Origin of the sequence: Pseudoalteromonas sp. A757 (assembly GCF_004103285.1) — a bacterium.
Taxonomy (GTDB): domain Bacteria; phylum Pseudomonadota; class Gammaproteobacteria; order Enterobacterales; family Alteromonadaceae; genus Pseudoalteromonas; species Pseudoalteromonas galatheae.
On record NZ_QNQN01000063.1, the window covers coordinates 114,660 to 140,119 of the forward strand.

At 43.0% G+C, this 25,460-nt stretch carries 25 protein-coding genes; 15 read left to right on the plus strand and 10 right to left on the minus strand.

Annotated features, from left to right (window positions below; translation table 11 throughout):
- Positions 1-58 precede the first annotated feature (58 nt).
- Complete coding sequence (locus DRB05_RS07305; RefSeq protein WP_128726350.1) at positions 59-934, plus strand: LysR substrate-binding domain-containing protein; 876 nt, start codon at positions 59-61, stop codon at positions 932-934.
- Here the strand turns inward: DRB05_RS07305 and DRB05_RS07310 are convergent.
- Together DRB05_RS07310 and rne are read right to left on the minus strand one after the other, a co-directional pair.
- The gene (locus tag DRB05_RS07310; protein WP_128726351.1) at positions 921-2,579 is read right to left on the minus strand and encodes a SulP family inorganic anion transporter; all 1,659 of its coding nucleotides are present in this window, start codon (positions 2,577-2,579) and stop codon (positions 921-923) included. The two genes, DRB05_RS07305 and DRB05_RS07310, sit on opposite strands and share 14 nt — an antisense overlap.
- A gap of 148 nt (positions 2,580-2,727) precedes the next feature.
- Positions 2,728-6,093 (minus strand): ribonuclease E, encoded by a 3,366-nt coding sequence (rne, locus tag DRB05_RS07315; RefSeq protein WP_128726352.1) that lies wholly within the window; start codon positions 6,091-6,093, stop codon positions 2,728-2,730.
- A 612-nt stretch (positions 6,094-6,705) separates the two neighbouring features.
- Here rne and rluC point away from each other — a divergent pair.
- On the plus strand, positions 6,706-7,656 hold the full coding sequence (gene rluC / locus DRB05_RS07320) for a 23S rRNA pseudouridine(955/2504/2580) synthase RluC (protein WP_128726353.1): 951 nt from the start codon (positions 6,706-6,708) through the stop codon (positions 7,654-7,656).
- 1 nt (position 7,657) lies between these two features.
- Entirely contained in the window at positions 7,658-8,302 is a 645-nt protein-coding gene (locus DRB05_RS07325; RefSeq protein WP_128726354.1) for an HAD-IIIA family hydrolase, read from the plus strand.
- Here DRB05_RS07325 and DRB05_RS07330 read toward each other — a convergent pair.
- The gene (locus tag DRB05_RS07330) at positions 8,294-8,890 is read right to left on the minus strand and encodes a nucleoside triphosphate pyrophosphatase (RefSeq protein WP_128726355.1); all 597 of its coding nucleotides are present in this window, start codon (positions 8,888-8,890) and stop codon (positions 8,294-8,296) included. The two genes, DRB05_RS07325 and DRB05_RS07330, sit on opposite strands and share 9 nt — an antisense overlap.
- Positions 8,891-9,009: 119 nt before the next feature.
- Here DRB05_RS07330 and yceD point away from each other — a divergent pair, with 119 nt between their 5' ends.
- The 9 genes from yceD to mltG all read left to right on the plus strand — a co-directional run bounded on the left by yceD (position 9,010) and on the right by mltG (position 16,140).
- Positions 9,010-9,534 carry a 23S rRNA accumulation protein YceD gene (yceD, locus tag DRB05_RS07335; RefSeq protein ID WP_128726356.1) on the plus strand — a complete coding sequence of 175 codons (525 nt, stop codon included), beginning with the start codon at positions 9,010-9,012 and terminating at the stop codon, positions 9,532-9,534.
- Positions 9,535-9,544: 10 nt separating this feature from the next.
- Positions 9,545-9,715 (plus strand): 50S ribosomal protein L32, encoded by a 171-nt coding sequence (gene rpmF, locus DRB05_RS07340; protein WP_010374010.1) that lies wholly within the window; start codon positions 9,545-9,547, stop codon positions 9,713-9,715.
- A gap of 11 nt (positions 9,716-9,726) precedes the next feature.
- The gene (plsX, locus tag DRB05_RS07345; RefSeq protein ID WP_128726357.1) at positions 9,727-10,773 is read left to right on the plus strand and encodes a phosphate acyltransferase PlsX; all 1,047 of its coding nucleotides are present in this window, start codon (positions 9,727-9,729) and stop codon (positions 10,771-10,773) included.
- Between the two features lie 53 nt (positions 10,774-10,826).
- Positions 10,827-11,753 (plus strand): ACP S-malonyltransferase, encoded by a 927-nt coding sequence (gene fabD, locus DRB05_RS07350; protein ID WP_128726358.1) that lies wholly within the window; start codon positions 10,827-10,829, stop codon positions 11,751-11,753.
- Between the two features lie 13 nt (positions 11,754-11,766).
- Positions 11,767-12,513, plus strand: a complete 747-nt coding sequence (fabG, locus tag DRB05_RS07355) for a 3-oxoacyl-ACP reductase FabG (protein ID WP_128726359.1) — start codon at positions 11,767-11,769, stop codon at positions 12,511-12,513.
- 216 nt (positions 12,514-12,729) lie between these two features.
- Positions 12,730-12,966, plus strand: a complete 237-nt coding sequence (gene acpP / locus DRB05_RS07360; RefSeq protein ID WP_010374019.1) for an acyl carrier protein — start codon at positions 12,730-12,732, stop codon at positions 12,964-12,966.
- Positions 12,967-13,052: 86 nt separating this feature from the next.
- Entirely contained in the window at positions 13,053-14,291 is a 1,239-nt protein-coding gene (gene fabF, locus DRB05_RS07365; RefSeq protein WP_128726360.1) for a beta-ketoacyl-ACP synthase II, read from the plus strand.
- 98 nt (positions 14,292-14,389) lie between these two features.
- Positions 14,390-15,163, plus strand: coding sequence for an aminodeoxychorismate lyase (pabC, locus tag DRB05_RS07370; protein ID WP_162847784.1), 774 nt, complete (start codon positions 14,390-14,392; stop codon positions 15,161-15,163).
- A gap of 5 nt (positions 15,164-15,168) precedes the next feature.
- Positions 15,169-16,140, plus strand: coding sequence for an endolytic transglycosylase MltG (gene mltG / locus DRB05_RS07375; protein ID WP_128726361.1), 972 nt, complete (start codon positions 15,169-15,171; stop codon positions 16,138-16,140).
- Between the two features lie 53 nt (positions 16,141-16,193).
- Here the strand turns inward: mltG and DRB05_RS07380 are convergent, their stop codons facing one another.
- From DRB05_RS07380 to DRB05_RS07410, 7 genes are all read right to left on the minus strand, one after another.
- Positions 16,194-16,802, minus strand: a complete 609-nt coding sequence (locus DRB05_RS07380; protein WP_128726362.1) for a MarC family protein — start codon at positions 16,800-16,802, stop codon at positions 16,194-16,196.
- Positions 16,803-17,077: 275 nt separating this feature from the next.
- The gene (locus tag DRB05_RS07385) at positions 17,078-17,461 is read right to left on the minus strand and encodes a hypothetical protein (protein WP_128726363.1); all 384 of its coding nucleotides are present in this window, start codon (positions 17,459-17,461) and stop codon (positions 17,078-17,080) included.
- A 125-nt stretch (positions 17,462-17,586) separates the two neighbouring features.
- Complete coding sequence (locus DRB05_RS07390; RefSeq protein WP_128726364.1) at positions 17,587-18,525, minus strand: LysR family transcriptional regulator; 939 nt, start codon at positions 18,523-18,525, stop codon at positions 17,587-17,589.
- A 16-nt stretch (positions 18,526-18,541) separates the two neighbouring features.
- Positions 18,542-20,266: a bifunctional isocitrate dehydrogenase kinase/phosphatase gene (gene aceK, locus DRB05_RS07395; protein WP_128726365.1), complete on the minus strand. Its 1,725-nt coding sequence runs from the start codon at positions 20,264-20,266 to the stop codon at positions 18,542-18,544.
- Between the two features lie 165 nt (positions 20,267-20,431).
- Positions 20,432-20,908 carry a DUF4094 domain-containing protein gene (locus tag DRB05_RS07400; RefSeq protein ID WP_128726366.1) on the minus strand — a complete coding sequence of 159 codons (477 nt, stop codon included), beginning with the start codon at positions 20,906-20,908 and terminating at the stop codon, positions 20,432-20,434.
- A gap of 65 nt (positions 20,909-20,973) precedes the next feature.
- Complete coding sequence (locus DRB05_RS07405) at positions 20,974-22,494, minus strand: DUF3413 domain-containing protein (protein WP_128726367.1); 1,521 nt, start codon at positions 22,492-22,494, stop codon at positions 20,974-20,976.
- 4 nt (positions 22,495-22,498) lie between these two features.
- A complete protein-coding gene (locus tag DRB05_RS07410) occupies positions 22,499-22,711 on the minus strand; it encodes a DUF1414 domain-containing protein (RefSeq protein ID WP_010374035.1) in 213 nt (70 codons plus the stop codon).
- Positions 22,712-22,776: 65 nt separating this feature from the next.
- Between DRB05_RS07410 and yejK the strand changes: the two genes are divergently transcribed.
- The 3 genes from yejK to DRB05_RS07425 all read left to right on the plus strand — a co-directional run bounded on the left by yejK (position 22,777) and on the right by DRB05_RS07425 (position 25,439).
- Entirely contained in the window at positions 22,777-23,793 is a 1,017-nt protein-coding gene (gene yejK, locus DRB05_RS07415; RefSeq protein ID WP_128726368.1) for a nucleoid-associated protein YejK, read from the plus strand.
- A gap of 154 nt (positions 23,794-23,947) precedes the next feature.
- Entirely contained in the window at positions 23,948-25,024 is a 1,077-nt protein-coding gene (locus tag DRB05_RS07420; protein WP_128726369.1) for a porin, read from the plus strand.
- Between the two features lie 10 nt (positions 25,025-25,034).
- Complete coding sequence (locus DRB05_RS07425; RefSeq protein WP_128726370.1) at positions 25,035-25,439, plus strand: phosphate ABC transporter substrate-binding protein; 405 nt, start codon at positions 25,035-25,037, stop codon at positions 25,437-25,439.
- Positions 25,440-25,460: the final 21 nt, after the last annotated feature.

Genomic DNA, 25,460 nt, shown 5'->3' on the forward strand with positions numbered 1-25,460 from the left:
TATATTATGATTTTTGATAATCTATAAAAATTATAAAGACTTTTACGTATATGTAATAATGGATAGATGGATTGGCATTGATGAGTTTGTTGCGGTCGCGAGTAATGGCTCATTTAGCGGGGCTGCAACTCAGTTAAATACTTCGGTTGCGCAAATTAGTCGCCGAGTGAAAATGTTAGAGGAGCGCCTTAACATTCAACTTTTGACGCGCACTACCCGAAAATTAGCGCTGACTCAAGAAGGTGAAGTATTCTTATCTCACGCAAAGCATTTGCAGCATGGATTAGATGACGCCACTGCTGCAATCCGTCAACGTGATAGACAGCCAACAGGCAAACTTAAACTTACCGCACCGGTAATGTACGGTGAATCTTATGTCATGCCTGCCGTGGTCGACTTTATGCGTTTGTATCCCAAAGTTGAGGTAGAAATGCATTTGACGAACAACCAAGTCGACTTGCTCGATAAGGGCTTTGACTTGGCAATTCGACTCGGTAAGTTACAGGATTCATCACTGCGCGCTAAACGGCTAACTACACGTAAAACCATGGTATGTGGTGCAAATATCTATTTAAATCAATTTGGCCAACCGCATACGCTCGCTGAGCTTGGCAATCATAAATGTTTGATTGGCAACAGTAGCGAATGGCGTTTTGTTGAGCACGGTAAAGCGCGACAAATTAAAGTGGCGGGGCCACTGCGTTGCAACAGTGGTTGGGGGCTTTTGGAAGCAGCAAAGCAAGGCTTAGGCTTGGTGCAGTTACCGCATTATTACGTGCAAGAGGCGTTAGAGAGAGGCGAGTTAACAGAGGTACTAATCAACTTTAGGCCTGAAGAAGAGGGTGTCTGGGCGCTGTATCCACCCAGACAATTTGTCGCCACCAGCTTACGATTATTACTGGATCACTTGAGTGCGCACTTTAATCAGGTTTAGCCATAGTATCAATTGCTTGACTGAGCGCTATCTCGCGACTAATGCAAAACGCGCTATCACCCAAACGCTCGTGTATATTTAAGCGCTTTAATTTATCTGTGGTCTCTAAATTCGGTGAATAGATAAACACACTACAGTCAGCATCGAGTGCATCTGTAATCGCATTTTCAATGGCTAAGCCCACGGTGACATCAATCATAGCTACGTCGCTTAGATCTAATACCATGGCTTTGTATTCACCAATTTTTCGGTGTTGTCTTGCAATGGCTTTAGAGACGCTAAAGATCATTGGCCCGGAAAGATAAAAGAATAATAGTTTACCGTTGGCTTTATCTAACAGCTCGCTTTCTTTTTTCGTAAGAGGCACATCTTCATCGCTATCACTGTCGCTAATTGCTTTAACGTGATTAGCTTGTACTCGGCTTAATCTCTCTATGATCATTACATTAGAGATAAATACGCCAAGGCCTACGGCAACAATCAGGTCAACAAAAACGGTAAGGAGCATTACGCCATACATAATCGCCATTTGACTGACACTAAGCTTATGGGCACGTTGGATAAAGCTCCAATCCAGAATATTAAAACCAACATACACTGCAATACCAGCAAGCACTGCCATTGGAATTGGCTCGGTCAAACTGCCCGCGATAAAGACTACGGCCATTAAAATTAGTGCCCTGAATATGCCTGCAATTGGCGAGCGAGCACCTACTTGAATATTGACCACAGTTCCCATCGTTGCACCAGCACCTGGCAATGCACCAAAAAGGCCAGCTATTATATTGGCAATACCTTGGCCTCTGAGTTCTTTATCAGAATCATGCTCGGTTCGCGTTAAACTGTCGGCTATTACTGCTGTTAGCAACGTATCTATACAACCCAAAGTGCCCAGTACCAGTGCGTCGATAAGCATTTCAACGAATAGCTCTGGTGACAATACTGGAAACACAATACTCGGTAAACTACTTGGAATTTCACCGATACGACGGATACTATCTGTGTCAAAAATAATGATTGAAAGCAGTGTAACGGCGACGAGTGCGACCAACTGAGCGGGGACGTATTGGCGCCACTTACTTGGCATTTTAAATAATATTGCCAGTGTGATCGCCCCAAGGAACAACTCAGAAAAATGTAAGTCCATCAGTAAGTCGGGTATGTGAGATAAGGTGCCAACAACGCCGCCTGCGGGTGCTTGATGTCCAAGTAAAGGAGCAAGCTGTAAAATAATGAGGATAACACCGATACCAGACATGAATCCGGAGATAACACTGTAGGGCATCAAGGTAACGTATTTACCTAACTTAAGCGTACCAAGTAAAACCTGAAATGCACCTGCCATCATGACAACAGTAAAGCCCATCGCAAGACCATTTTCGGGGTACTTGCTCATCATGGCGGTGAGTACTGCTGTCATGATAACAGTCATAGGGCCGGTTGGTTCAGAAATGAGGGAGGTTGAACCACCGAACAGCGCGGCAAATAAGCCAACCAAAATTGCGCCCCACATCCCAGCTTCTGCGCCGGCACCAGAGGCAACACCAAAAGCGAGTGCGAGTGGTAAAGAAATAATTGCAGTGGTTACACCACCGAATAGGTCACCTTTTAAAGAGGCGTTTTTAAATCTCTTAAGTGTGAGCATACTTTTGACTTTAACGATCAAAGAATTGACGGCATTCTACTGATAAATAACACGGAGTGCTACGAAGGACTGGTATTACCATTTGTCTGCTCAGTAAAATTCGGACACAAAAAAGCCAGTCTAAAAAGACTGGCTTTTCAATTACTGCTTAGTCAACCTGAGCAGGAGAGGCCATGTCGGCACTGGCTCTGCCTGTTGGTGACTTAGAACCAACACCTAACCCGCTATTAGTTACGGTCTGGCGTGAATCATGTGGCATTGCAGATGGTGTTTCTAACACGACATCTTCAATCACACTTTTCGCTTTGGTCATTGGCGCTGCAGCTGTTTGGTTGAAGCGTACACGGCTTTGTGCCGAATTGCCATTTACTACCGGTTGAGCAGCTGCTTCAATATTGCCAGCGGCTGGCGTTTCTTCAGACGAAGGTTCAGCAACTACTTCAACTGCTGGTGCTTCGACTACTGACTCCTGAGCTTCTGGCGTTGCATCAGTTTCAGAAGCCTGGGCTTCTTCTGCAACTGTAGTCTCAGCCTTAGCCTCTGCCGTTTCAACTTGCTCAGTATCTACTGTGTCAGCGATTGGCTCAGCGTTAACCTCTTTTGCTGCTTCAGGCTGTGTAGCTTCTACTTCTTCTGCGACTACTTCGTCAGCACTTGCGGATGTTTCGGGCTGTGCAGCTTGTTGCAATGGTGCTTCAGCAGTAGTTGCCTCAACTTCGTTTGCAGGCTCCACTTGTTGCGCTGCATTTTCGTCAGCATGCACTTCAGCTGGCTTAGCTTCAACATCTTGCTCTGCATCAGTGTGCGTCTCAGAAACTGTCGCTTCTGCCGCTGGTGCAGTATCTTCAGCTACCGTTTCAGGTGACAATTGAGTCTCAACTGTACTTGCTTCTTGCTGCACTTCCGCTTGAGTTTCACTGTCAGAAGATTTCGCTTTGAGCTCAGCTTCGTATTCTGCAGCGGCTTGATCTGCTACGGGTACAAATGCAGCAGCTTGGCCTTTTTCAGGCGCATCCTGACGACGGCGACGTTGACCAGCTGCTCTCAGATGACGCGGAGAACGTCTAGAGCGTGTACGGCCTTCTTTATTTTCGTCATCAATTTGTGACTCTGAAAGCTCTGCAGAAACACTCTCGGCAACATCATTTCGCTCTTGGCGCTCAACGTGAGTTGTTTCTTGCGGCTTAACTTGTGCGTGTGCTTCAGCCTGATCAGAATGTGAAGCTACTTCTTCATTCGTTACTGACTCTTTTTCTGATTTATCAGCGACAGGCTTTGCTTTTCTCTGTCTTGGCTTATGTTCAGCTTTAGATTCAGAAGCCGTTTTCGCTGGTTGCTCAAGTGGCTTTGCTTCTACTTTCACCTCTTCAACACTAGTTTGCTCTGAAGTGTTAGCGTCCTGTACGTTGGTTTCTTCCACACGTACCTTCTTACGAAGATTACGTCTTTGTCTACGCGGTTTTACTTTTGCTTCTTTAACAGGCGTGTCGTTAGCCTCGACCGCTTCAACATTATCGTTTACAGATCCCTTAGCTGGACGGTTTGTTTTGTCCTGATCTTGGCGTTTTCTGTTATTTGGACGACGGCGTTTGCGGTTATCACTGCGTTGCTCGCTATTATTGTTTTCGTCTTTCGTTTCAACTGCTGTTTCTTTTTGTTGATCGTTACGACGGCGGTTATTATTACGACGGCGATTGTTATTGTTGCGGCGGCGATTATCACGGTTGTTATCGCGTGCTGGCTTCTCCGCAGCAGATTTGTTTTCTTCCTGAACGTCGCTATCACCCGCAAACAAGCTCTTGAACCATTGCCCAATCTTGGCAAACAGGCTGGTGCTGTTTTGCGCCGGTTGTGCTTGTGGTTTATGCGCCTGTGATTTTGCCGTTTGAGCTGGAGTCGCTGCCGGCGCTGGTGCCGGTGCTTCAGGCATGACGACACCTTTTAGCACAGGTTCCTCTTTCACAATCGCTTGAGCTCGAGCAATTTCAACTATTTCAGGCTCTGGTGTAGTGATCTGCTCATAGCTTGCAGCTTCAGTTGTCTCATCTTTACGCAATCTAACCACTTCATAGTGCGGTGTTTCTAGATGTTGGTTAGGAATGATAACAACATGGCACTCGTGGCGCTTTTCGATGCGTTGCACAGAACGACGCTTTTCATTTAATAGATAAGCACCAACAGCGACAGGCACTTGGGCGTTGACCTGAGCGGTATTATCTTTGATCGCTTCTTCTTCGATTAGACGCAAGATAGACAAAGCAATGGATTCGTTTGAGCGAATAGTGCCTTGGCCGTCACAGCGTGGACACGTATGCTGGCTTGCTTCACCTAAAGACGGACGCAAACGTTGACGCGACATTTCTAATAGGCCGAAACGAGAAATTTTACCTATTTGCACGCGAGCACGGTCGGTACGAACAGCTTCTTTCAAGCGGTTTTCTACTTCACGTTGGTGGCGTGGTGGAGTCATATCGATAAAGTCGATAACGATTAGGCCACCTAAATCACGCAAACGTAACTGGCGTGCAATCTCGTCAGCGGCTTCTAGGTTAGTGTTCAGCGCCGTCTCTTCGATATCACCACCTTTCGTCGCTTTTGACGAGTTGATATCGATAGACGTAAGTGCTTCTGTTGGATCAATCACGATAGAGCCACCTGAAGGCAAACGTACTTCACGCTGGAAAGCTGACTCAATCTGGCTCTCAATCTGATAATGGGTAAATAATGGCACGTCATTTTGATAAAGCTTCACACGATTGATGAAGTCTGGACGGAAACGCTCAATATGTGCCTTCGCTTCTTCAAAAACCCGAGGCTTATCAATTAGGATTTCACCGATATCACGACGTAAATAATCGCGAATTGCACGGAAGATCACGTTACTTTCTTGGTGAATTAAGAAAGGTGCTTTCCCGCTATTTGCCGCGTTTTGGATTGCGTCCCAGTGAACGAGCAGCGCCTTAAGGTCATACTCCAGTTCTTCGAAAGACTTGCCTACGCCTGCCGTACGTACGATAAGACCCATACCTTTAGGTACGTTTAAGCGACTCAATGCTTCTTTTAGCTCTATGCGCTCATCACCTTCGATACGGCGTGAAATACCGCCAGCTCTTGGGTTATTAGGCATTAATACCAAGTAGCTACCAGCAACACTAATAAAGGTTGTGAGTGCCGCGCCTTTTTGACCACGTTCTTCTTTATCAACCTGAACGATGACTTCTTGACCTTCTTTGATCACGTCTTTTATATTAGGGCGACCATTGAATGTATAGCCATCAGGGAAATACGTTTTAGCGATTTCTTTTAAAGGAAGGAATCCGTGACGCTCAGCGCCATAATCAACAAATGCGGCTTCTAGGGATGGTTCGATACGGGTAATTTTACCCTTATAGATATTGGCTTTTTTCTGTTCGTGACCTGGGCTTTCTATGTCTAGATCGTATAGACGCTGGCCGTCAACCAGTGCCACGCGCATTTCTTCTTGCTGCGTTGCATTGATCAGCATACGTTTCATATTGTAATTCTCTACTTAATTTATTTACAGCGCCTGATACGTCTTGCCAGCGACAGCGTGCTACACCTTGGATGTTCCTATTAAATGATGCAGTCTCACGACTGGGGGAAAGGGAACATATTCACAGTTTCCGCTTAAAATCAGGGTAAAATCACTGATCCATCGTTCGCTTTTTGCACGTTTATTCGTTTCACAAAGCAGCCATGCACGGGGTAGGTTTGAGCTTGGTTTGCCAAGCTTGGCTATCACCATCTTTCGACTTGATTACTCTGTGGTTATTCACGAGTTGCGGCCTGCTATGCACGGGTATTACTGCAACTGTGGTAAACGTATCAGACAAATTTTAATTTATTGCTTTTTAGTTTATTCATCGTGTCCAGTCATTAAACGAAATATTACGCGCTTCGCACTGACTGTTCGCACGTGTTTATCTTAGATGCATGATAAAAGCTTTGGAAATATTAGCTCTAATCTGTATGATCTGCCATCCAAGATGTGCATCACGATATTGTTTTTGCGATAAAAAGCACCTCGCAAAAATTTGCGGCCTGATTATCCCACTAATAATGTCGAGATAGCAACTAAATTATTACTCAAATCAGTGATTAGGCAATGTCAGAAAAACCCGCATTACAAGTTAGCTTTGTTACCGTGACGGAAGACCAAGAAGGTCAAAGGATCGATAACTTTTTAGTTACGCATTTGAAAGGGGTGCCAAAAAGCGCCGTATATAAAATTCTTCGTAAAGGGGAAGTGCGTGTAAACAAAAAGCGGGTGAAGCCTGTATATAAGCTACAAATCAATGATGAAATCCGTATCCCACCTGTGCGTGTTGCGGAGAAAACCGAGTTTGTGCCTAAAAACCTAGACAAAGTCGCAAATCTAGAAGATGCAATTCTTTATGAAGATAAGTATCTGATAGTTATAAATAAGCCAGCCGGTATGGCGGTACATGGTGGCAGCGGCTTAAGCTATGGCTTAATTGAAGCATTAAGAGCATTACGCCCTCAAGAGCAAAGTTTGGAGCTAGTTCACCGTTTGGACCGCGATACATCGGGTTGTTTGTTGATTTCAAAGCGCCGCGCAGTACTTAAAGGACTTCATGAGCAGCTAAGAGAAAAGACCATGGAGAAGAATTACCTTGCGCTGGTTTCTGGGCAATGGGATGCTAAACATAAAAATGTCACAGAGCCGCTGCGTAAAAATACCTTGAAGTCTGGTGAGCGAGTGGTACGAGTGGATCATGAGCAAGGTAAGCCTTCTCATACTCGTTTTAGAGTTGTCGAGCGTTTTGAGTCAGCAACTTTAGTGCAGGCATCACCGGTTACGGGCAGAACACATCAGATCCGAGTGCATACTCAATGTAAAGGGCATCCAATTGCATGCGATGATAAATATGGCGATCAGGTGTTTGATGCCAAAATGCGTGGAGTAGGATTAAACAGGCTGTTTTTACATGCCAAAGAACTCAGATTTATGCATCCAAAAACAGAAACTACACACCATGTAGAGGCACCATTGGATGGGGCTTTGGAAGCGTGTTTAACTAAATTAAGGAAGTAACATGCGGTATAAGTGTGTAATTTTCGACTGGGATGGCACCGTCATGGACTCTGTGCCCAAAATAGTAAATACCATTCACTTGGCTGCAAAGTCATGCAATATGACGCCAGTAAGTGATAGTGAAGCGAAAAGTATTATTGGTTTATCGTTGCCTGTAGCGATGCGGGTGTTATTTCCTCACCATGAGGATAAAGCAGAATCATTGGCCAGTGCATATAAATATATTTACTCAAATGAAGATGATACGCCATCACCTATATTTGAGGGCGTGGAACCATTACTTGGCAAGCTTCGTGACAGAGGGATAAAAATTGCAGTCGCTACAGGAAAAAGTCGCACGGGTTTGAACCGATTAATGGCTCAAAATGGACTTACCGATTATTTTGTTACGACACGCACGGCTTGCGAAGCCGAGTCTAAACCACATCCAGATATGTTATTACAAATATTGACAGAACTTGGCGTCGATGCAGAAGATACTGTGATGGTAGGCGACTCTATTATTGATATGGACCTGGCAAGCAATGCGGGCGTTGATGCGATCGGCGTCACTTTAGGAGTGGCTTCTAGAGACGAGTTATCGCAAACATCGGCTGCGCATATTTGCGATAACTATCAAGACTTATCTGACCTTTTGTTAGTCTGATTGCTCAGCGAGTACATCAATACCAAACTCGAGTAATGTTTTAGTGAGTTGAATAAGGGGAAGACCAATTAAAGTATTGGGGTCTTCTCCTTCAAGCTTATCAAACAGACAGATCCCTAATCCCTCGCTTTTAAAGCTTCCAGCACAGTTATAAGGTGTTTCCGCATCACAATAGTTACTGATCTGTGTTTGGGTAAGTCGGCGAAAATAAACGTGGAACGGCACCACTTCAGTGACCGTTTTGCCGCTTTCAATGTCGAAAACGGTTAAACCAGTCAAAAAAGTCACGCGATTATTGCTAAATAGACTTAGTTGTTTAATCGCGTTTTCTTTATTATGCGGCTTTCCTAGGACCTCACCGTTGAATAGTGCAACTTGGTCTGAGCCAATTACCACACCTTTTTGATATTTTGCTATTGCTGCTTTGGCTTTTAATTCGCTCAATCTCGCTACAAGTTGCTGTGCTGATTCACCTTCGAGTGCTTGCTCGTCTACGTCCGGTGAAAAAGATGCAAAAGGAAGCATTAATTTTTTCAAAATTGACTGCCTAAATGGTGAACTTGAGGCTAGAATAAGAGGCGTTTTCATGAGATTTTTATCTTTGTGACAACATTGCCAATAGGATAATGCGCAATAACGCGAAAAACAAAGGGAAAGTGTATTTTTACTTTGACTAACACAGTAACTATCTATATGATGCAGCCCCTATGCAAAAGGTGAAAATTCCCATCACTATTGATCCATGCAGAGCAGCGCAACGTCGAGCATCCTATGACGGTGTTGTAATGCTTGAAGAACTTTCTCGATTGCAGCAAGTTGTGCGTGATCAAAATAGTGAAATAGCGGTAGATATTCATTTCAACATCGACGAACAAGGTTTGGTTGTTGTGCAAGGCAAAGTCCGAGCCCATCTAACTGTTGTATGTCAGCGTTGTAATGATGAATTAGGGTTGGATTTGGAACAAGACTTTGCGTATTCGCCAGTCGGATTAGGTGCAGAGTCGGATGATCTTCCCGAGCGTTATGATGTGTTGGAACTGGATGATGAGGGTGAAGTTAATCTAAGACAAATCGTCGAAGATGAGCTATTACTCGCGATTCCGATAGTCCCGACGCATGATGAAGCACTGTGTTCTTATTCTGATAAGCCAAAGAGCTTTGGTGAAATTGAAGCAGAAGATAGCAAACCAAATCCATTTGAAATTTTGAAACAACTTAAGAAAGATTCTTAGGAGAAGGCTAATGGCGGTACAAAAAAGCAAGAAGTCACGCGCACGTCGTGGTATGCGTCGTTCACACGATGCGATCAGTGGACCAGCTCTAACTGTAGATCAGGTTTCTGGCGAGACTCATCGTCGTCACCACGTGACTGCTGACGGTTACTACAAAGGCGTTAAAGTAATTTCTAAGTAAGAGATTACTTTATGCTAACCGATCTAACCATCGCGTTAGATATGATGGGGGGCGATTACGGCCCCCGTTCATCTATCCCCGCAGCTATCGCTGCCGTGCTTAAGCACCCAAATCTAAATCTAATTCTGTGTGGTAATCAGCAAGTTATCGAAAGCGCTTTAACTAAAGCGAGTATGCTAGACCATCCAAGACTCAAAATTAAACACTGTAAAGAGGTCGTCACTAACAGCTGTGAACCTGCCTCAGCACTGAGAAATAAAAAACAGTCTTCAATGCGTGTTGCGCTTGATTTGGTGAAATCTGGTGAAGCGCAGGCTTGTGTTAGCTCAGGAAATACAGGTGCGCTCTTTTTTATGGCCCACTATGTGTTAAAAATGTTGCCTGGTATTAAGCGCCCCGCATTAATTTCAGCCGTTCCAACAGAGAAAAAACAACCCGTTTATTTGCTTGATCTTGGTGCGAATGTGCATTGTGATCCTGAAACCCTCTATCAGTTTGGTATTATGGGCTCAATCGTTGCGGGAGAAGCATTAAATATTCCTTCACCTAAAGTGTGTTTGCTAAATATTGGCTCTGAAGAAATCAAAGGCCATGATGGTATCAAGCAAGCTGCAAAATTAATGAAATCCTCATCTGTTATTAATTATCAAGGCTATTGTGAGGGGAGCGATATGTTCTCTGGCAAAGCCGATGTGATAGTGTGTGAGGGGTTTGTCGGCAACGTCGCCTTGAAAACCTGTGAAGGGATTGCCAAACTCATCATGCATAAGTTTAGCAAAGCGTTAAAAAAGCACTTTTTTTATAAAGCGTTGGCCTTTTTACTTCGACCCGTTATAAAAAAATTGTATAGAAGGGTGAACCCCGACCAGTATAACGGCGCAAGTCTGGTAGGATTGCGCGGTATTGTTGTGAAAAGTCACGGAAATGCCACAACGAAGGCATTTTTAGCCGCGATTGAAGAAGCTGCGCAAGAAGTACAACGTAAGATCCCTGAAAAGATCCAAGCGGTGTTTGCTCAGGTCGACACAGAAAAACAACCGTCAGGTCCGCATCCCTAACACTGCTAAGTGACATGAGGACGTGGCGACAACAGAGAAAATAAGAGCACAATATGTCACAAAAAATCGCATTATTTTTCCCAGGACAGGGCTCACAAAGCGTGGGCATGTTATCTGAATTATTAGCATCTTCTGATATCGTTAAAGCGACTTTCGCTGAAGCGTCAGAAGCATTAGGCTACGATCTAGCCGAACTTGTGCTAAACGGTCCTGAAGAAGAATTAAACCAAACGCACCGTACTCAGCCGGCATTATTAACCGCAAGTGTTGCTATCTTTAGAGCATGGCAAGAGAAAGGTGTTGAAGCTGAATTGACACTAGCAGGCCATAGTTTAGGTGAATACTCTGCATTAGTATGTGCAGAAGTATTAACACTTGCAGATGCGGTTAAGTTAGTTGAAAAACGTGGTTTATACATGCAAGAAGCCGTTCCCGCTGGTACGGGTTCTATGGCAGCAATTATAGGTTTAGATGATGAGGTAATTGCTAAAGTTTGTGCCGAATCTGCACAGGGTGACGTTGTTTCCCCGGTAAACTATAATTCACCTGGTCAAGTAGTCATTGCGGGTCACGTTGAAGCAGTAAATAGAGCTTCTCAAGCGTGTAAAGAAGCAGGAGCTAAGCGTGCATTACCGCTTGCTGTCAGCGTTCCATCTCATTGCGCATTAATGAAACCTGCCGCTGATAAATTAGCCAAAGACCTTGAAGCACTTGTATTTTCAGAGCCAAAGTTTGATGTGATCAACAATGTTGATGTTACTGTTGCTAAAGATGCAGCAGCAATAAAAGATGCGCTTATTCGTCAGCTTTACAGTCCTGTGAGATGGACTGAAACCGTACAAGCGGTTGCGAAAGAAGGTGTTACAACAACTTTTGAGTTCGGCCCTGGTAAAGTGATTTCGGGTCTTGTCAAACGTATCGACCGCTCAGTGTCGTGCGTGTCAGTAAATGATTTAGCTGCCATTGCAGCAGCAGAATAATAATGAGAGTTATATGAGTAATTTATTTTCTTTAGAAGGTAAGGTAGTACTAGTAACAGGTGCTAGCCGTGGCATTGGTAAATCAATTGCTAACGCTTTGGTTGCGCAAGGCGCAAAAGTTGCAGGCACTGCAACGAGTGAGTCTGGTGCAGAGCGTATCTCTGAGTATCTAGGCGAAAATGGTAAAGGTTATGCGCTAAACGTGACAGATGTCGACTCAATCGCAGCAACTTTAGATGCAATCAAAGCAGAATTAGGTGATATCGATGTGTTGGTAAACAACGCTGGTATCACTCGCGATAACTTGCTGATGCGCATGAAAGATCAAGAATGGGATGACATCATCGATACTAATTTATCATCTATTTTCCGCTTATCAAAAGCCGTACTTCGTCCAATGATGAAGAAGAAAAATGGCCGTATCATTAACATTGGCTCGGTAGTGGGCACTATGGGTAATGCGGGTCAAGCTAACTATGCTGCTGCAAAAGCGGGTGTAATTGGTTTTACAAAATCATTGGCGCGTGAGGTTGCATCTCGTGGTATTACGGTAAATACTGTAGCACCGGGCTTCATTCAGACAGATATGACGGATGAGCTAACTGATGAGCAAAAAGCAGCGACTTTGGCGAATGTACCAGCAGGTCGTTTAGGCCAACCAGAAGAAATCGCTGCAGCTGTGGTTTATTTAGCGTCAGATGCGGCAGCTTATGTTTCTGGCGAAACTTTGCACGTAAATGGTGCGATGTACATGGTTTAACCCGCTAAGATCACAAATCAATTGAAATTTTTGTGATCTTGTCGACAACGTACTTGAAATCGTCGCGAAAATAGGCGATAAAAAGATTCAAAGCTTTGTAACAGGTTTGACCAGAAAAAAAAGTACGGGTCAATCCTTGAATCCCAGAATGATGCGTCGTAAACTGCGCCGCAATCTGAAAATTAACGCAGTAGCGTTTAAATAAAGGAAAGAAGAATGAGCGACATCCAAGAACGCGTAAAGAAAATTATTGTTGAACAACTAGGTGTTAAAGAAGAAGAAGTTAAATCAGAAGCGTCTTTCGTTGATGATTTAGGTGCTGATTCTCTAGACACTGTTGAGCTTGTAATGGCGCTAGAAGAAGAGTTCGATACAGAGATCCCTGATGAAGAAGCTGAGAAAATCACTACTGTTCAGGCAGCTATCGACTACGTTACTGCTCACGCTGAGTAACTAGCTTTTCTATTAGGGCAGCACTCGCTGCCCTAACTCTTTCTAGACCCCCCAATTATTATAATAATCCCTTTTTGGAGGACACCGTGGCTAAACGTCGAGTCGTAGTAACTGGCTTAGGTATGTTGACGCCGCTGGGTAATGATGTTGCATCTACCTGGCAGGGCTTATTAGAAGGCCGTAGTGGCATTCGCAATATCACGCATTTTGACACAGAAGGTTTCGGAACTAAGTTTGCTGGTTTAGTTAACGACTTTGATGTCACTGAGTATATTTCCCCTAAAGATGCTAAAAAAATGGATGTTTTCATCCAGTATGGTATCGCTGCAGGTGTACAGGCTATAAAAGACTCAGGTCTTGAAGTTAACGAAGAGAATGCCGCAAGAGTTGGTGTAGCCATTGGCTCTGGTATAGGTGGTTTGACGCTAATTGAAGAAAACCACGTTAAACTATTAAATAGTGGCCCACGCAAGCTTTCTCCGTTTTACGTACCTTCTACCATTATCAATATGATTTCTGGCCACTTGTCTATCATGCATGGCTTAAGAGGTCCAAATATTTCGATTGTTACTGCATGTACAACTGGCCTTCATAATATCGGCCATGCGGCCCGTATGATTGCATATGGCGATGCGGATGCGATGGTAGCTGGCGGTGCTGAAAAAGCGTCAACCCCAATTGGTATGGGCGGTTTTAGTGCAGCTCGTGCGCTTTCTACGCGTAACGATGATCCGCAAGCGGCTTCTCGCCCTTGGGATAAAGACCGTGATGGTTTTGTGCTAGCTGATGGAGCCGGTGTGATCGTACTGGAAGAGTATGAGCATGCGAAAGCTCGTGGTGCGAAGATTTACGCTGAACTGGTTGGCTTTGGTATGAGTGGCGATGCATATCATATGACGTCGCCACCAGAAGATGGTGCTGGCGCTGCACAAGCCATGGTTAATGCATTGAATGACGCAGGGATCAATGCAGAGCAGGTTGGCTATATCAATGCACACGGTACTTCCACTCCGGCGGGTGACGTTGCAGAGACGCATGCTGTAAAGTCGGTATTTGGTTCTGCGGCAAAAGATGTAATGGTGAGCTCGTCTAAATCAATGATGGGCCACTTACTTGGTGCTGCGGGCTCAGTTGAATCAATTATTTCGATTCTTGCACTGCAAGACCAAAAAGTAACGCCGACCATTAACTTAGATAACCCAGATGAAGGTTGTGATTTAGACTACGTGCCTCATACTGCCCGTGATGCCAAGCTAGAGTACACTTTGTGTAATTCTTTTGGCTTCGGTGGAACAAACGGTTCATTGCTATTTAAAAAGGTGTAGATCAGCCTTAGTAATCTAATAGCAAAGTAGGTTATGATAAAAAAGCTCGGCAATGCCGAGCTTTTTTATGTTGTGAATACCCTTAAAAGGAAAGCGATGTGGATAATCAGCAGCTTTTTTCTAACACTGACAGAGGATTGGCCTATGGAGACGGTTTTTTTACCACTGCGTTAGTCCGTGATGGAAATATTGACTTGTGGCCACTTCACAAGGCGCGATTGACATTGTGTCAGCAGCGCTTGGACTTTCCCGAGTTACGATTAGATAAAATTGAGTCTTTAGCTCAAGAGCAAGTTAAAGATAAAGCGGAAGCGGTGCTAAAGATCCTTATCACTCGAGGGTGCGGGGGCCGCGGTTACCAAGCTCCTGAGACGCCTCAGCCAAGTGTGAGTATTCAGGTCTTACCTTTTCCTTCACACTATAAAACATGGCAGCAAAATGGGATTGAGGTCGCATTAAGCCGAGTTAAACTGGGTATTCAGCCATTACTAGCTGGATTAAAGACACTGAATCGGTTAGAACAAGTACTTATTAAACAAGATGCACAGACATTGGTTTGCGACGATGTTATTGTGATGGATATCAATGATATGGTGATTGAAGCGTCAGCGGCAAATATCATCATGATTAAAGAAAACAAGCTGTATACACCAGATCTTAGTGGCTCAGGCATTAAAGGCGTATTCTTAACCGCACTTGAAAGTAGGCATGATATTAGGGTCAAAAAAATTGCTTTTGACGAGTTAAAAGCAGCTGATGGCGTATTTATTTGTAATAGTTTAATGCAGTTGGTACCTGTAGTAAGAATTGAGAATAAACATTTCGATATCGCCTACTTACATGAATTGAAAAGGCGATTTTTAGGGAAGTAATATAAATGAAAAAACTGTTTATCATAGTCGCATTTTTGATAGCAGCAGCGTCCTGGTGGTTATCTCAGCAAATAAATAAGGTTAAATTTGAACCACTTAATATCTCTGAGTCATTAGTTGAGATAAAGGCTGGGCAAACATTTAATCAGCTCTGTCAGCTATGGCAGCGTAGCGGGGCATTATCTAACTGCTTTCCTTATCAACTTTATAGTAAGTTAGAGCCTAAGTTATTCGCGTTACAAGCGGGCTTTTACGATCTTAAAGGGCTAACTGTGCTGGATGCCATCAGCAAAATTAGTCGTGGAGAGCAACACAACTTTAGCTTTACAATCATTGAAGGGATGCCCATTTGGGAAGTCAAAAACAAGCTCCTTAGTGCCCCTTACTTAACGCAAGACATTGATAAGCTGGCAGCACAACTGAATATAGCGCAAAGTTCAGCTGAAGGGTGGTTGTACCCCGACACCTACCATTACCATGGAAATGACTCAGCGCTGCGCTTACTTAAACGCGCCCATACCAAAATGCAGAGTGTGCTTGAGCAGGAGTGGCAAAACAGGATGCCAGATCTTCCTTTAAACACGCCTTATGAAGCCTTGATCTTGGCTTCGATTATTGAGAAAGAAACGGGCGTAGTCGCAGAAAGAGATAAAGTAGCCTCCGTTTTTATCAATCGCTTACGTAAGGGCATGCGTTTACAGACAGATCCAACCATTATTTATGGTATTGGTGAGCACTTTGATGGTGACATTAAACGTGAAGATATCCGTAAAAAGACGCCATATAATACCTATCGGATTGATGGCTTACCACCGACCCCCATTGCAATGCCGTCTCGTGCTGCTATCCATGCGGCACTTAATCCCGCAACAACCGATTATTTTTATTTTGTTGCGTCAGGAGATGGTGGGCACCACTTTTCGAAAACATTGTCTGAGCACAATAAAGCGGTGAAGAAATTTATTTTGAAACAGTGACTTTGAAAGATAGCTGGCGTTGAAGAGAGGGCTAGCTCTCTCGTTACTCTCTATTACAACATAAAATATTCTTTAATACCCGCCAATACGCTAGATACCGCAACGGAAGCTAAAATAAGTCCCATTACTCGGCTGACGATACTTGCGCCACTATCACCAATCCATTGGTGAATTTTTGTCGCAACCAGTAAAAATAGCAACACGATAGCCAATACGCTGAGCATAATAAGCGATGTTTGGAGTTGTTCAAATACATTGTTTTCGCTGTTTTTAGTAAGCAAAACGGCAGCCAACATTGCCCCTGGGCTTGCGATCGAAGGCATTGCTAAAGGGAAAATAGCGGTGTCTGATGCTTTACTGTCTAACTTAATCTCTTCACTTGGCTTACCCTCGCCAAAAATCATTGTCATGGCAAAGATGAAAAGTACGATGCCGCCAGCAATCGCAAATGCAGGTAAAGGAATACCAATGGCATTTAAAATAATTTCGCCAGCAATAATAAAAAACAGTAACACAATGGCAGCAACCAGTGTTGCCTTAACCGCTATTTTTCGTTTTGTAGCAATATCAAAGCCAGTAGTGGTTGCGATAAATACCGGAATGGTGCCAATGGGGTCGATGACCGCAAAGAAAAAAATGAACGTTGAGATATATTGTTCCATAGTTTCCTATTATGAAATAAAGGTTGTTCACAAATTATACCAGTTGTATTAAGTAAATGATCTATCTTGAAGCGGGGAAATAGCTTTAGTAGCAAGGCAAAAATTTTGCTATTTAGTTGTTCTAAATGAGAAATTTTTAACGAAGCTAATATGCTATTTCACCCTTCAAATTGATTAGAGAATTAATTCAATTGGTATTACTTATGGTAGGCCATTTGTTATAGGCCAACATCAGATAATATCACTGCTTTCATGACCTGACTCTGAATGCTTGCTCAACTATTTTTTGCATTCATGGTAAGTACCCAAGCCACCGCATCGTTGTAGTTCTCGAAGTTCTTAATCGCTAAGCCGTGCTTGTCAGCAAATGCTTCAATTAATCCACTTTTGGTGTCTGAGGGAGAAATAACTCGGGCTAGGGTGATCCCATCAACAAATTGATTGAGCTTTTGTAAAACGCTTAGTACGCTTGGGTAGTCGTAAGTGATATGTAATTGAGATACGTCGATAACCAGACCCTTTAGCTGATTCGACTTAAGTGCAAGTCCTAAGTTTTTATACATCTCGATGATATTGGCTTCCACGCATTCCCCGTATGCGGCTGCGTGGATAAGTTTCTCTTTACTATCAACTGTTGCTCTATAAGAGAATTTCGCCATGCTCTATTGCACCCTTTATGCTTATAAATAAAAGGATAGTTCAATTAGCTGGCGATACCAATTTCAAAAAGCGCACTGAGCTAAAGCGGCTCATTATTTGTCCGAATCCGAGGCCTGTTATGTCGTTATGTAAGCTCTTCAGCTACCTCTGCAATTTTTTGTCTCAACCAAATATGACTTGCATCACGGTGTAATAACGGGCTCCAAATCATATCTAACTCAAACGGTGGAATTGGGAAAGGTGGCTCTAGCACGGCTAAAGTCGGATCATCACGATAGATATTCGCGGCTTTCGATGGCAATGTTGCAATTAAGTTCTGCTCTTTTGCTAAGTGAATTGCAACGTGATAATTACGCGTAAAAGTCGCGATGTTTCGGTGTTTTCCAAAGTGTGCAAGCGCCTCGTCAACCCAGCCAAGCTTCTGTACATCTGCGGGATCCATTCCGACCCCAACACCAAATCCTGTTTTGCTTACCCAAATATGGCGAGACTTTAAATAGGCATCAAGCGTAAAGTTGGTAATAACTGGGTTGTCGGATTTTACGAGGCAGCAAAAACTATCCTTCCAAATTCGTTTGTGGTGGAACGATTGCGGTAAGTTTTCGAAGCGGTTAATTGCCATGTCTACCTTGCCATTTTCCACATCATGGAATGTAACATCACTCGGCGTGAGAATATCAAGGGTCGTATCTGGGGCTTCTTCATGGAGTTTATTCAGGAGTTTCGGTGCAAGTGTACTCGCGGCATAGTCACTGGCCATAATTCGAAATACTCGATTACTACTCGCTGCCTCAAACTCTCTGTTAGGGGCTAAGGTTTCCTCTAAAGTCATAAGTATGCCACGGATCACAGGCTGCAGCTCAAGTGCGCGCTCTGTCGGCACCATGCCTTCGCTGGTACGTACTAAAATAGGGTCATTAAAGAGGTTTCTGAGGCGCTTAAGACCATTACTCATTGCTGGCTGGGTAATACTTAATTGATTTGCGGCACGTGTTACGTTGCATTCTCGAAGCAAGGTATCGAGGTAAACCAGCAGGTTAAGGTCAATTTTACTAATGTTCACTCAGTTTTCCTTTATATTATTCTTCTTTTTTGGCATCTTGGAGAAAACGATTTTCACGTGGATAAGGGTAAATATGTCTTACGACTCTCTCACGAATATCTCGTTGTGCTTGCTGCCAAAACAACACCTCAGCCAAATCAGCATGATGGCGCAGAAACATTTCCTTTAGTGTAGGATTTGTCAGAACAAATGTACACAACTGTTCAGGAAAGACGTCTTGTGGCGCGCTGGAAATATCCGCAGAGTCATACATATTATCAAGCCCTTGTTTTGGCAGTGCTCTAAAGTTCATTTCCGTGAGATATTGTACTTCATCATAGTCATAGAAAATAACTCTATGATGTTTGCTCACGCCAAAATTTTTTAACAGCATGTCACCTGGAAAAATGTTTACAGCGAGCATTTCTTTAAGCGCATAGCCGTAATCTCTAATAACTTGCTCGCACGTTTCTTCATCGGCTTGCTGTACAAAGAGGTTGAGCGGTGTCATACGGCGCTCAATATACAAGTGTTTTATCACCATATTGTCCCCCTCAATACGTATACTTTGAGAGATAGAGTCTAGTAATAGCTGATAAAGAGCTGGAGAAATACGTGCAAGTGGGATCACCACATCGGAATATTCAATCGTATCTGCCATTCTACCTACACGATCGTGGCGTTTTACGAGTTGGTAGCGCTCTAAAACGGTTGCTTTTGTAAATGGCTTACTTTCTGGAAATTGGTCACGGATCACTTTAAAAACATAGGGAAAACTTGGCAGAGTGAATACCATCATCACCATACCGGGTGTACCTGGTGCGACTTCAAACTGTTCTTCAGAATTCGCTAAGTGGTGTAAAAACTCACGATAAAATTCGGTTTTTCCCTGTTTATGAAAGCCGATGGCATTATAAAGCTCAGCCTTTGTTTTATTTGGCATGAGTTGATTTAAAAACTTAACTAACGCAGATGGGGCATGGGTCTCTACTAAAAAGTAAGCACGCGCAAAACCAAAAATCACCCGCATTTGTGAGCTGTTGGTAAGTAGCGCATCGATCAGTAAGCCCCCTGTTTGTGCGTGTAATACCGAGATGATAAACGGCTGTACACCAGATTTAGATACCACTCGGCCGACAATATAGGCACCTTTATTACGATAGAAAGGTGCGCTGAGGATATCGAAGCGCATTAAGTGCGCCTGATGATGCGTGTTAGGTGCTTGTTTAAGAAACGCCTTAACGAGTAGTCGAATATCTCTATCTAAATCTTCAAATTCACAATGAAAGTCAATGTGTTCGATGATTTTTTTGATGGTTGGCTTCAGACCATTGACGACTGGGAAATAACTGCGATATTCAGCTTCTACAGGGAGCGATGTGGCGTTAGCAAGTTGGGTTTCAACAAAAATGAAGTCACTGTTGTAATATCGGCGATGAAAAAGACGACAAAAAACTGAATTATAGAAAGTTTCAGCAAGCTCTGGTTGAGGGTGAAAGGTGAGGCGTTCAAGGTAAGCCTGTTTTACTTGATACCATAGCGATTCATTCAGTTGCGTCGAGCCATAGAGTTGTATCAACTTCTGTGCGGTCTCATCAACTTTACTGTCGTATTGGCTGATCCTCGCTTTACTTATTCTTTCTATCTCTCCCCAATTTTGCGAAGCAAAAGCGATAGGTGCCAATTTGGTAATTTCCACAAATGCGTGATAGTGGTTTTGGAAACCTGATAAAATTCGCTCCGCCAATTGCTGTGCTTGCATCTACATCCCTCATAAATTATCCACGCTGAGTGGTTTCACTTTACAAGGTAATGTAGAAAAAGTCATCTGGTAATACCAGTTCTACCAATTCGCTTAATTCTTATTATCAAACTTGGCGTACTTATTGATAAAGCGTGATCCTCCAAAGCAATCAATGTGGTGATATTACTCGTATGCTTTTAGCTGCTTTTCTAATTTTGAAATCTCTTTTTCTAGGCTCTTTATCGCTTTAGCATGTGCCTTATTAATGGCTTTTATTTCTTTTTTAACTTGCCTGACGACCTTTTTGCGCCTGTCTTCGTTCATCAGCTTAGTTAACTTATCTTGTTGCTCTCTAACCGCGGTATCTCTTTTACGGTTGAGCATGGCTTTTTCATGGTGCTTGGCTCTAAGTGCACGCTTTGTTCTTTTTGCAATTTGGTTACGTTCCAAATTATTTAGCGTTTTATAATGCTGTTCTGAGGGAGCCGAGGCTTTAGGATCGGATGTGGTTATCGTATGCTGGGCCGCATTAGCCGAGCAGGGGAATTGGCTAAAAACGATGCCTCTGTCGGTGGTACATTTGTAGTAGTGCACCGTTGTTGTTGCGAAACTAGGTGAGCAGATAAAAATCAGTGTAAGTAATTTAAGATACAATTGCATCTGGCATCCTTGCAGTAACAGTCAATATCTAGTTAAACATAGATGAGATCTAGCTTTGTTCAAGGTTACTGTGCTTCAGGAGCCGTGAATTTTTTTAATGTCTTAATACTTTGGATTAAAAATGGAATATCTAAATTACCGTTCAAAACAAAGCCCTCCTTCGCTGACATCTGCTTGAAGCTACCATCTTGATTGACTAAGGTGATTTTGTCTTTTTTGAAGGCAACTAAGACACCCTGCGTAAAGTTAACGCCTTCTGCATGAGAGCGAGTTTTAATGTTCGATGCCAGCATACTTTGTTGAGCAAGGGAGTCGCAGCCTAGATAAGAGCTTAACAGGGTGTAGGTGATGTCATTGGGCTGCACAAGACCAGAAGCCTGAGCAAACAGTTCAATATTCGTTACCGCAGAACTGGTTAATACCGTCGCTTGCTGTGCACTAATATCAATTACTACGAACGGCTTTGAACTATCAATGTCAATTTCGTCGCTTACTTCAACGATTGTTAATTTACTTGCTTGATGAGAAGGAACAAAAGAGAACTCGCCGCTAGCATTAACACTCATTAAGTCATTATTAATTGACCATATCGGAACTTGCTGCTGCAGCATGACAGACTCTTTATAATAACTCGGTAGACCGTATATCAGGCTGAATAGCGCATCGCTGCTATTTCCTGCACGTAAAACAGAATCCATTCGGAACACGTTATTTTTACCGTTGCTCTGAAGTGCTGTTGCTGTTTTTTGGAACAGTGCCTGATCTGTATACGCATAAATATAGATAGGTTGCTCACCAGTATCTTTCTTTTCTTTGCATACCGCCGAAATTACAGGGGCTTTGTATTTTGAATGCGTATCACCAATGCTTAGTGAGTGCGCTTCCTCATACTGCTCGATATCAAGTAAATCGTGTCTGGCGAGTAAGCTCTTTGCGGTTGTAGGATAAGAGAGGGGTAATACATTATCTTGCTTAGTGATATCGAAAAAGGCATTCGCATCAGCCCAAATGTGCAGGCTGTGGCTTAGCGCAAAGCAGGTTACAATGGTGCCCGTTGCATAACGAGGAAATTTATAGGACTTAAGCTCAGCCAAATGACGCCAAGCATAATTGCCTGCGAGTAGTTCAAAAGTGAGCACCAGTCCAAGTATTGCAATGGTAATGATGAGATTAACTAGGGATGATCCGACTAAGGTTTCCCACAATAAAACAAAAATATCGGAAAGCGAAGCTGGGTTTATATGGTAGCCAAGTTGTAGGTAAACAAAGGCATCTACTGTTAGTACAACAATACCAACCGAGGCAATAATTGCAGCCATCCCGCGAATATGTCGCGGGTAAGGGAATATTAAACTAAGCGGAAAGATAGTTAATACAAACGCACAAAAAGTGATAAAGCTGGTATGGCTTATCCACGTGATCAGCATATAAAACCAACCGACAAAGGTACTTGGCGCTTTGTCGGCGAACAAATAAACTGAGCTAATCAATAAAACCAAGCCAATGTTGGCAAAGGTAAACCAGTGTCCCCAGCTGAGTAATTGACTTGCTTTTGATGAAAAAGGGCTGTGCGGTGTAAGATTCATTCCGTTACTTTACTGATTGTGTAAGTGCTTTGGCAAAATTTTCGGCAACAGATTGTCTCTTACTCTCTGGAACATGTTCTTTTAGAATGTGCGTGATAGAATTACCCAAACACATTAAGCTGAGATCAACTGGTGCGTTTTGCGAGCTTAATACATTAACTAATTGGTCAACAATTTCTTCTACTTGTTTATTGGAATACTTTGATTGGATAGGCATCAGTTGGTTCAATTTATAAAAGCAATAATTTTTACATTTTAACATTAGAGGCGTGAAAAACAAAGATGAGCGTTGAGGTAAAAAAACTAGTTGTTCACTATGTAGACAAACAAGACGAAGATACCGAAATACATCTACGTGATGATGAAATGCAAATCAATGACAAAGTTAATGTTTTCATTGAACAATTGCATCATGCCTACAATGGCAAACCGGGTAAAGGGTTCTGTGCTTTTAGCGGCGAAAAAAGCAGTGTGGTCGCGTCTGCGATGCAGAGTTATAGAAATAATGAGCTTAACTTTTGGAATTTAACCCAAGAAGCAACCAATGTGCTTAAAGAAGAGCTTAATAAATATGCATTTCATGAAACTGGGTATTTAGTGTTTTGTCATTATCAGTATGTTGCCAGCAATTTTATTATGATTGCACTGATTAATATTAAAGAACATTATACAATTACCTCAGACTTAGACTTATCCGCAGCAAAACACTTAGATATTTCACGTATGCAATTGGCTGCGAGAATCGATTTAGATGCATGGGATACGGCCGCAGAAGAAAACCGTTATATTTCCTTCATTAAAGGGCGCGCGGGTCGAAAAGTTGCTGATTTCTTTTTAGATTTTCTTGGTTGTGAAGAGGGGATAGACCCTAAACAGCAATCGCAAACTATGTTACACGCGGTTGAGGATTATTTGTCTACACAGCAATATGAAAAGTCTGAAAAGGACGACATTCGCAAGGAGATTTTTGATTACTGTAACGACTGTGTTTCAAGCGGCGAGGACGCGGATGTCAATACACTGTCTGAGACGCTTTCTAAGTCTTCAGACGTAAAGTTTGAAGATTTTTATAAAGAGCAGGGCTACGAGCTAGAAGAAAGTTTTCCTGTCGATAAAAAGACGGTAACGAGTATGGTGAAATTCTCCGGGCTTGGCGGTGGAGTAAGCGTTGGCTTTGAGCGTAAGCATTTGGGGGAGCGGGTTATTTATGACGCTACGAGCGATACGCTCACGATTAAAGGTGTGCCGCCTAACTTGAAGGACCAAATTGAACGTTATTATAATAATGACGAATCTTAGTTTATAAAAAGCAGCGAAAGCTGCTTTTTTGTTCCCATTTCATCCCTTTTTCTGCAAATATTTTTATCAATTTGCTGCTTTTGCTAGCATTTTTTTAAATTTAACTATACTTGCAATGTAGTACTTGTAGAACAAGCAATTGGGATGAATCATAATGAAGATGAAACTAGCTTTAGGTTGTACCCTTTGCCTTGCCTGTTTTTCAGGGCATGCAGAGGTTAACTTTTCCGGATTCGCAAGTATCAATGCAGGTAAGGTGCTGAGTGGAAGCGGTGTTCCACAATTCGGAATAAACGATCCAATATTTCTTGCCGATTATCCTATCGTCAGTGTTTACGACGAGGATATCTCATTTGAACCTGAAACACTGATGGGTCTTCAATTTAGTGCTGATCTAACCGAAGGCTTAAGCGTTACTGGCCAGATTGTTGCGCGCGGCGCAGATGATTTTGATGCAAAGTTTGAATGGGCTTATTTGTCCTATGAGATTAATGAGAATTGGACTTTTCAAGCAGGTAAAAAGCGCTTACCGCTATTTTACTATTCCGACTTTTATGATGTGGGTTACGCCTATATCTGGATGCGTGCACCCGCGGACAATTACACCTGGCAAATCTTTAATTACAATGGCATCAATATGCTCTACAGCGGCAGTGTAGGCGACTGGTCATTAAGCGGGAATATATACGCTGGTAAAGAAGACGATGATGACAATAAGCTGTTGAGTGAGTTTTTCTTTCAAGAGCCAACTAGAGAAATCTGGAAAGACATCTTAGGTGGTGTAATTCAAACCAGTAATGATTGGCTTGAAGTGCGTTTAACTCACATGCGTTATACCAACCAGAGATATCGTTCAGGAGAGCCCGTCTTATGGGAGGGGAGTGATGAACGAGATGGTAAGTTTTACGGTTTGGCAGTAAATGCAGACTGGGGAAATTTCTTTATTTTATCAGAGCTAAATCGGTTGGATTTGGATGGCGATCTAGACACTAAGATGCTGACATTGGGTTACCGCTTTGACAATATCACGCCATTCGTATCCTACGCAGATTTTGAAGGGGAGGGCGAGGATGCTGAAAGCCATGAAACCACTTCGTTTGGAGTACGTTGGGATTTCCATTCCTCCGCCGCTTTTAAGATTCAGTACGATGAGGTGGAGGATAACTCCGTTGGTCTAGCGGTCGCGGGTGATAGTAAAGCCATTACAATTGGCATCGACATGGTATTTTAAGGAGAGAAGCATGAAAAAATTATTTTTACTTACTCTACTTTGCAGCTCGTTTAGTTGCCTCGCCGTGGATGTCATTGTCAATCCAGCCAATACTTCTACACTTGATGAAAACGAAATTAAGCAAATTTTTATCGGTAAATCAAAGTCATTCTCCGATGGCTCTAAAGCACTTCCGATAACGCAGGCTGATGGCTCGGCGGTAACAGATGAGTTTAATGAAAAGGTGCTTAACAAGTCATCGAGTCAGCTTAAAGCTTATTGGTCAAAATTAGTATTTACTGGAAAAGGGACACCGCCAAAAGAAGCTGCGGATGATGCTGAGGTACTTAAACTCGTTGCGAGTAACCCTAATTTAATTGGCTTTGTATCTTCAGGAGCCGCAGATGGCAGCGTTAAAGTGGTGAAATCATTTTAGAAAGAGAAGAAAGGCCCTTTA

What these genes read in the sequence shown, in the direction of transcription:
- DRB05_RS07330 (WP_128726355.1), bottom strand. Translation starts at nt 8,890, where the DNA reads ATGAAAACGCCTCTTATTCTAGCCTCAAGTTCACCATTTAGGCAGTCA.
- DRB05_RS07325 (WP_128726354.1), top strand. Translation starts at nt 7,658, where the DNA reads ATGCGGTATAAGTGTGTAATTTTCGACTGGGATGGCACCGTCATGGAC.
- rluC (WP_128726353.1), top strand. Translation starts at nt 6,706, where the DNA reads ATGTCAGAAAAACCCGCATTACAAGTTAGCTTTGTTACCGTGACGGAA.
- DRB05_RS07420 (WP_128726369.1), top strand. Translation starts at nt 23,948, where the DNA reads ATGAAGATGAAACTAGCTTTAGGTTGTACCCTTTGCCTTGCCTGTTTT.
- plsX (WP_128726357.1), top strand. Translation starts at nt 9,727, where the DNA reads ATGCTAACCGATCTAACCATCGCGTTAGATATGATGGGGGGCGATTAC.
- acpP (WP_010374019.1), top strand. Translation starts at nt 12,730, where the DNA reads ATGAGCGACATCCAAGAACGCGTAAAGAAAATTATTGTTGAACAACTA.
- fabG (WP_128726359.1), top strand. Translation starts at nt 11,767, where the DNA reads ATGAGTAATTTATTTTCTTTAGAAGGTAAGGTAGTACTAGTAACAGGT.
- DRB05_RS07410 (WP_010374035.1), bottom strand. Translation starts at nt 22,711, where the DNA reads ATGCCTATCCAATCAAAGTATTCCAATAAACAAGTAGAAGAAATTGTT.
- DRB05_RS07400 (WP_128726366.1), bottom strand. Translation starts at nt 20,908, where the DNA reads ATGCAATTGTATCTTAAATTACTTACACTGATTTTTATCTGCTCACCT.
- DRB05_RS07305 (WP_128726350.1), top strand. Translation starts at nt 59, where the DNA reads ATGGATAGATGGATTGGCATTGATGAGTTTGTTGCGGTCGCGAGTAAT.
- rne (WP_128726352.1), bottom strand. Translation starts at nt 6,093, where the DNA reads ATGAAACGTATGCTGATCAATGCAACGCAGCAAGAAGAAATGCGCGTG.
- fabD (WP_128726358.1), top strand. Translation starts at nt 10,827, where the DNA reads ATGTCACAAAAAATCGCATTATTTTTCCCAGGACAGGGCTCACAAAGC.
- aceK (WP_128726365.1), bottom strand. Translation starts at nt 20,266, where the DNA reads ATGCAAGCACAGCAATTGGCGGAGCGAATTTTATCAGGTTTCCAAAAC.
- DRB05_RS07380 (WP_128726362.1), bottom strand. Translation starts at nt 16,802, where the DNA reads ATGGAACAATATATCTCAACGTTCATTTTTTTCTTTGCGGTCATCGAC.
- mltG (WP_128726361.1), top strand. Translation starts at nt 15,169, where the DNA reads ATGAAAAAACTGTTTATCATAGTCGCATTTTTGATAGCAGCAGCGTCC.
- yejK (WP_128726368.1), top strand. Translation starts at nt 22,777, where the DNA reads ATGAGCGTTGAGGTAAAAAAACTAGTTGTTCACTATGTAGACAAACAA.
- DRB05_RS07385 (WP_128726363.1), bottom strand. Translation starts at nt 17,461, where the DNA reads ATGGCGAAATTCTCTTATAGAGCAACAGTTGATAGTAAAGAGAAACTT.
- DRB05_RS07405 (WP_128726367.1), bottom strand. Translation starts at nt 22,494, where the DNA reads ATGAATCTTACACCGCACAGCCCTTTTTCATCAAAAGCAAGTCAATTA.
- yceD (WP_128726356.1), top strand. Translation starts at nt 9,010, where the DNA reads ATGCAAAAGGTGAAAATTCCCATCACTATTGATCCATGCAGAGCAGCG.
- DRB05_RS07310 (WP_128726351.1), bottom strand. Translation starts at nt 2,579, where the DNA reads ATGCTCACACTTAAGAGATTTAAAAACGCCTCTTTAAAAGGTGACCTA.
- rpmF (WP_010374010.1), top strand. Translation starts at nt 9,545, where the DNA reads ATGGCGGTACAAAAAAGCAAGAAGTCACGCGCACGTCGTGGTATGCGT.
- DRB05_RS07425 (WP_128726370.1), top strand. Translation starts at nt 25,035, where the DNA reads ATGAAAAAATTATTTTTACTTACTCTACTTTGCAGCTCGTTTAGTTGC.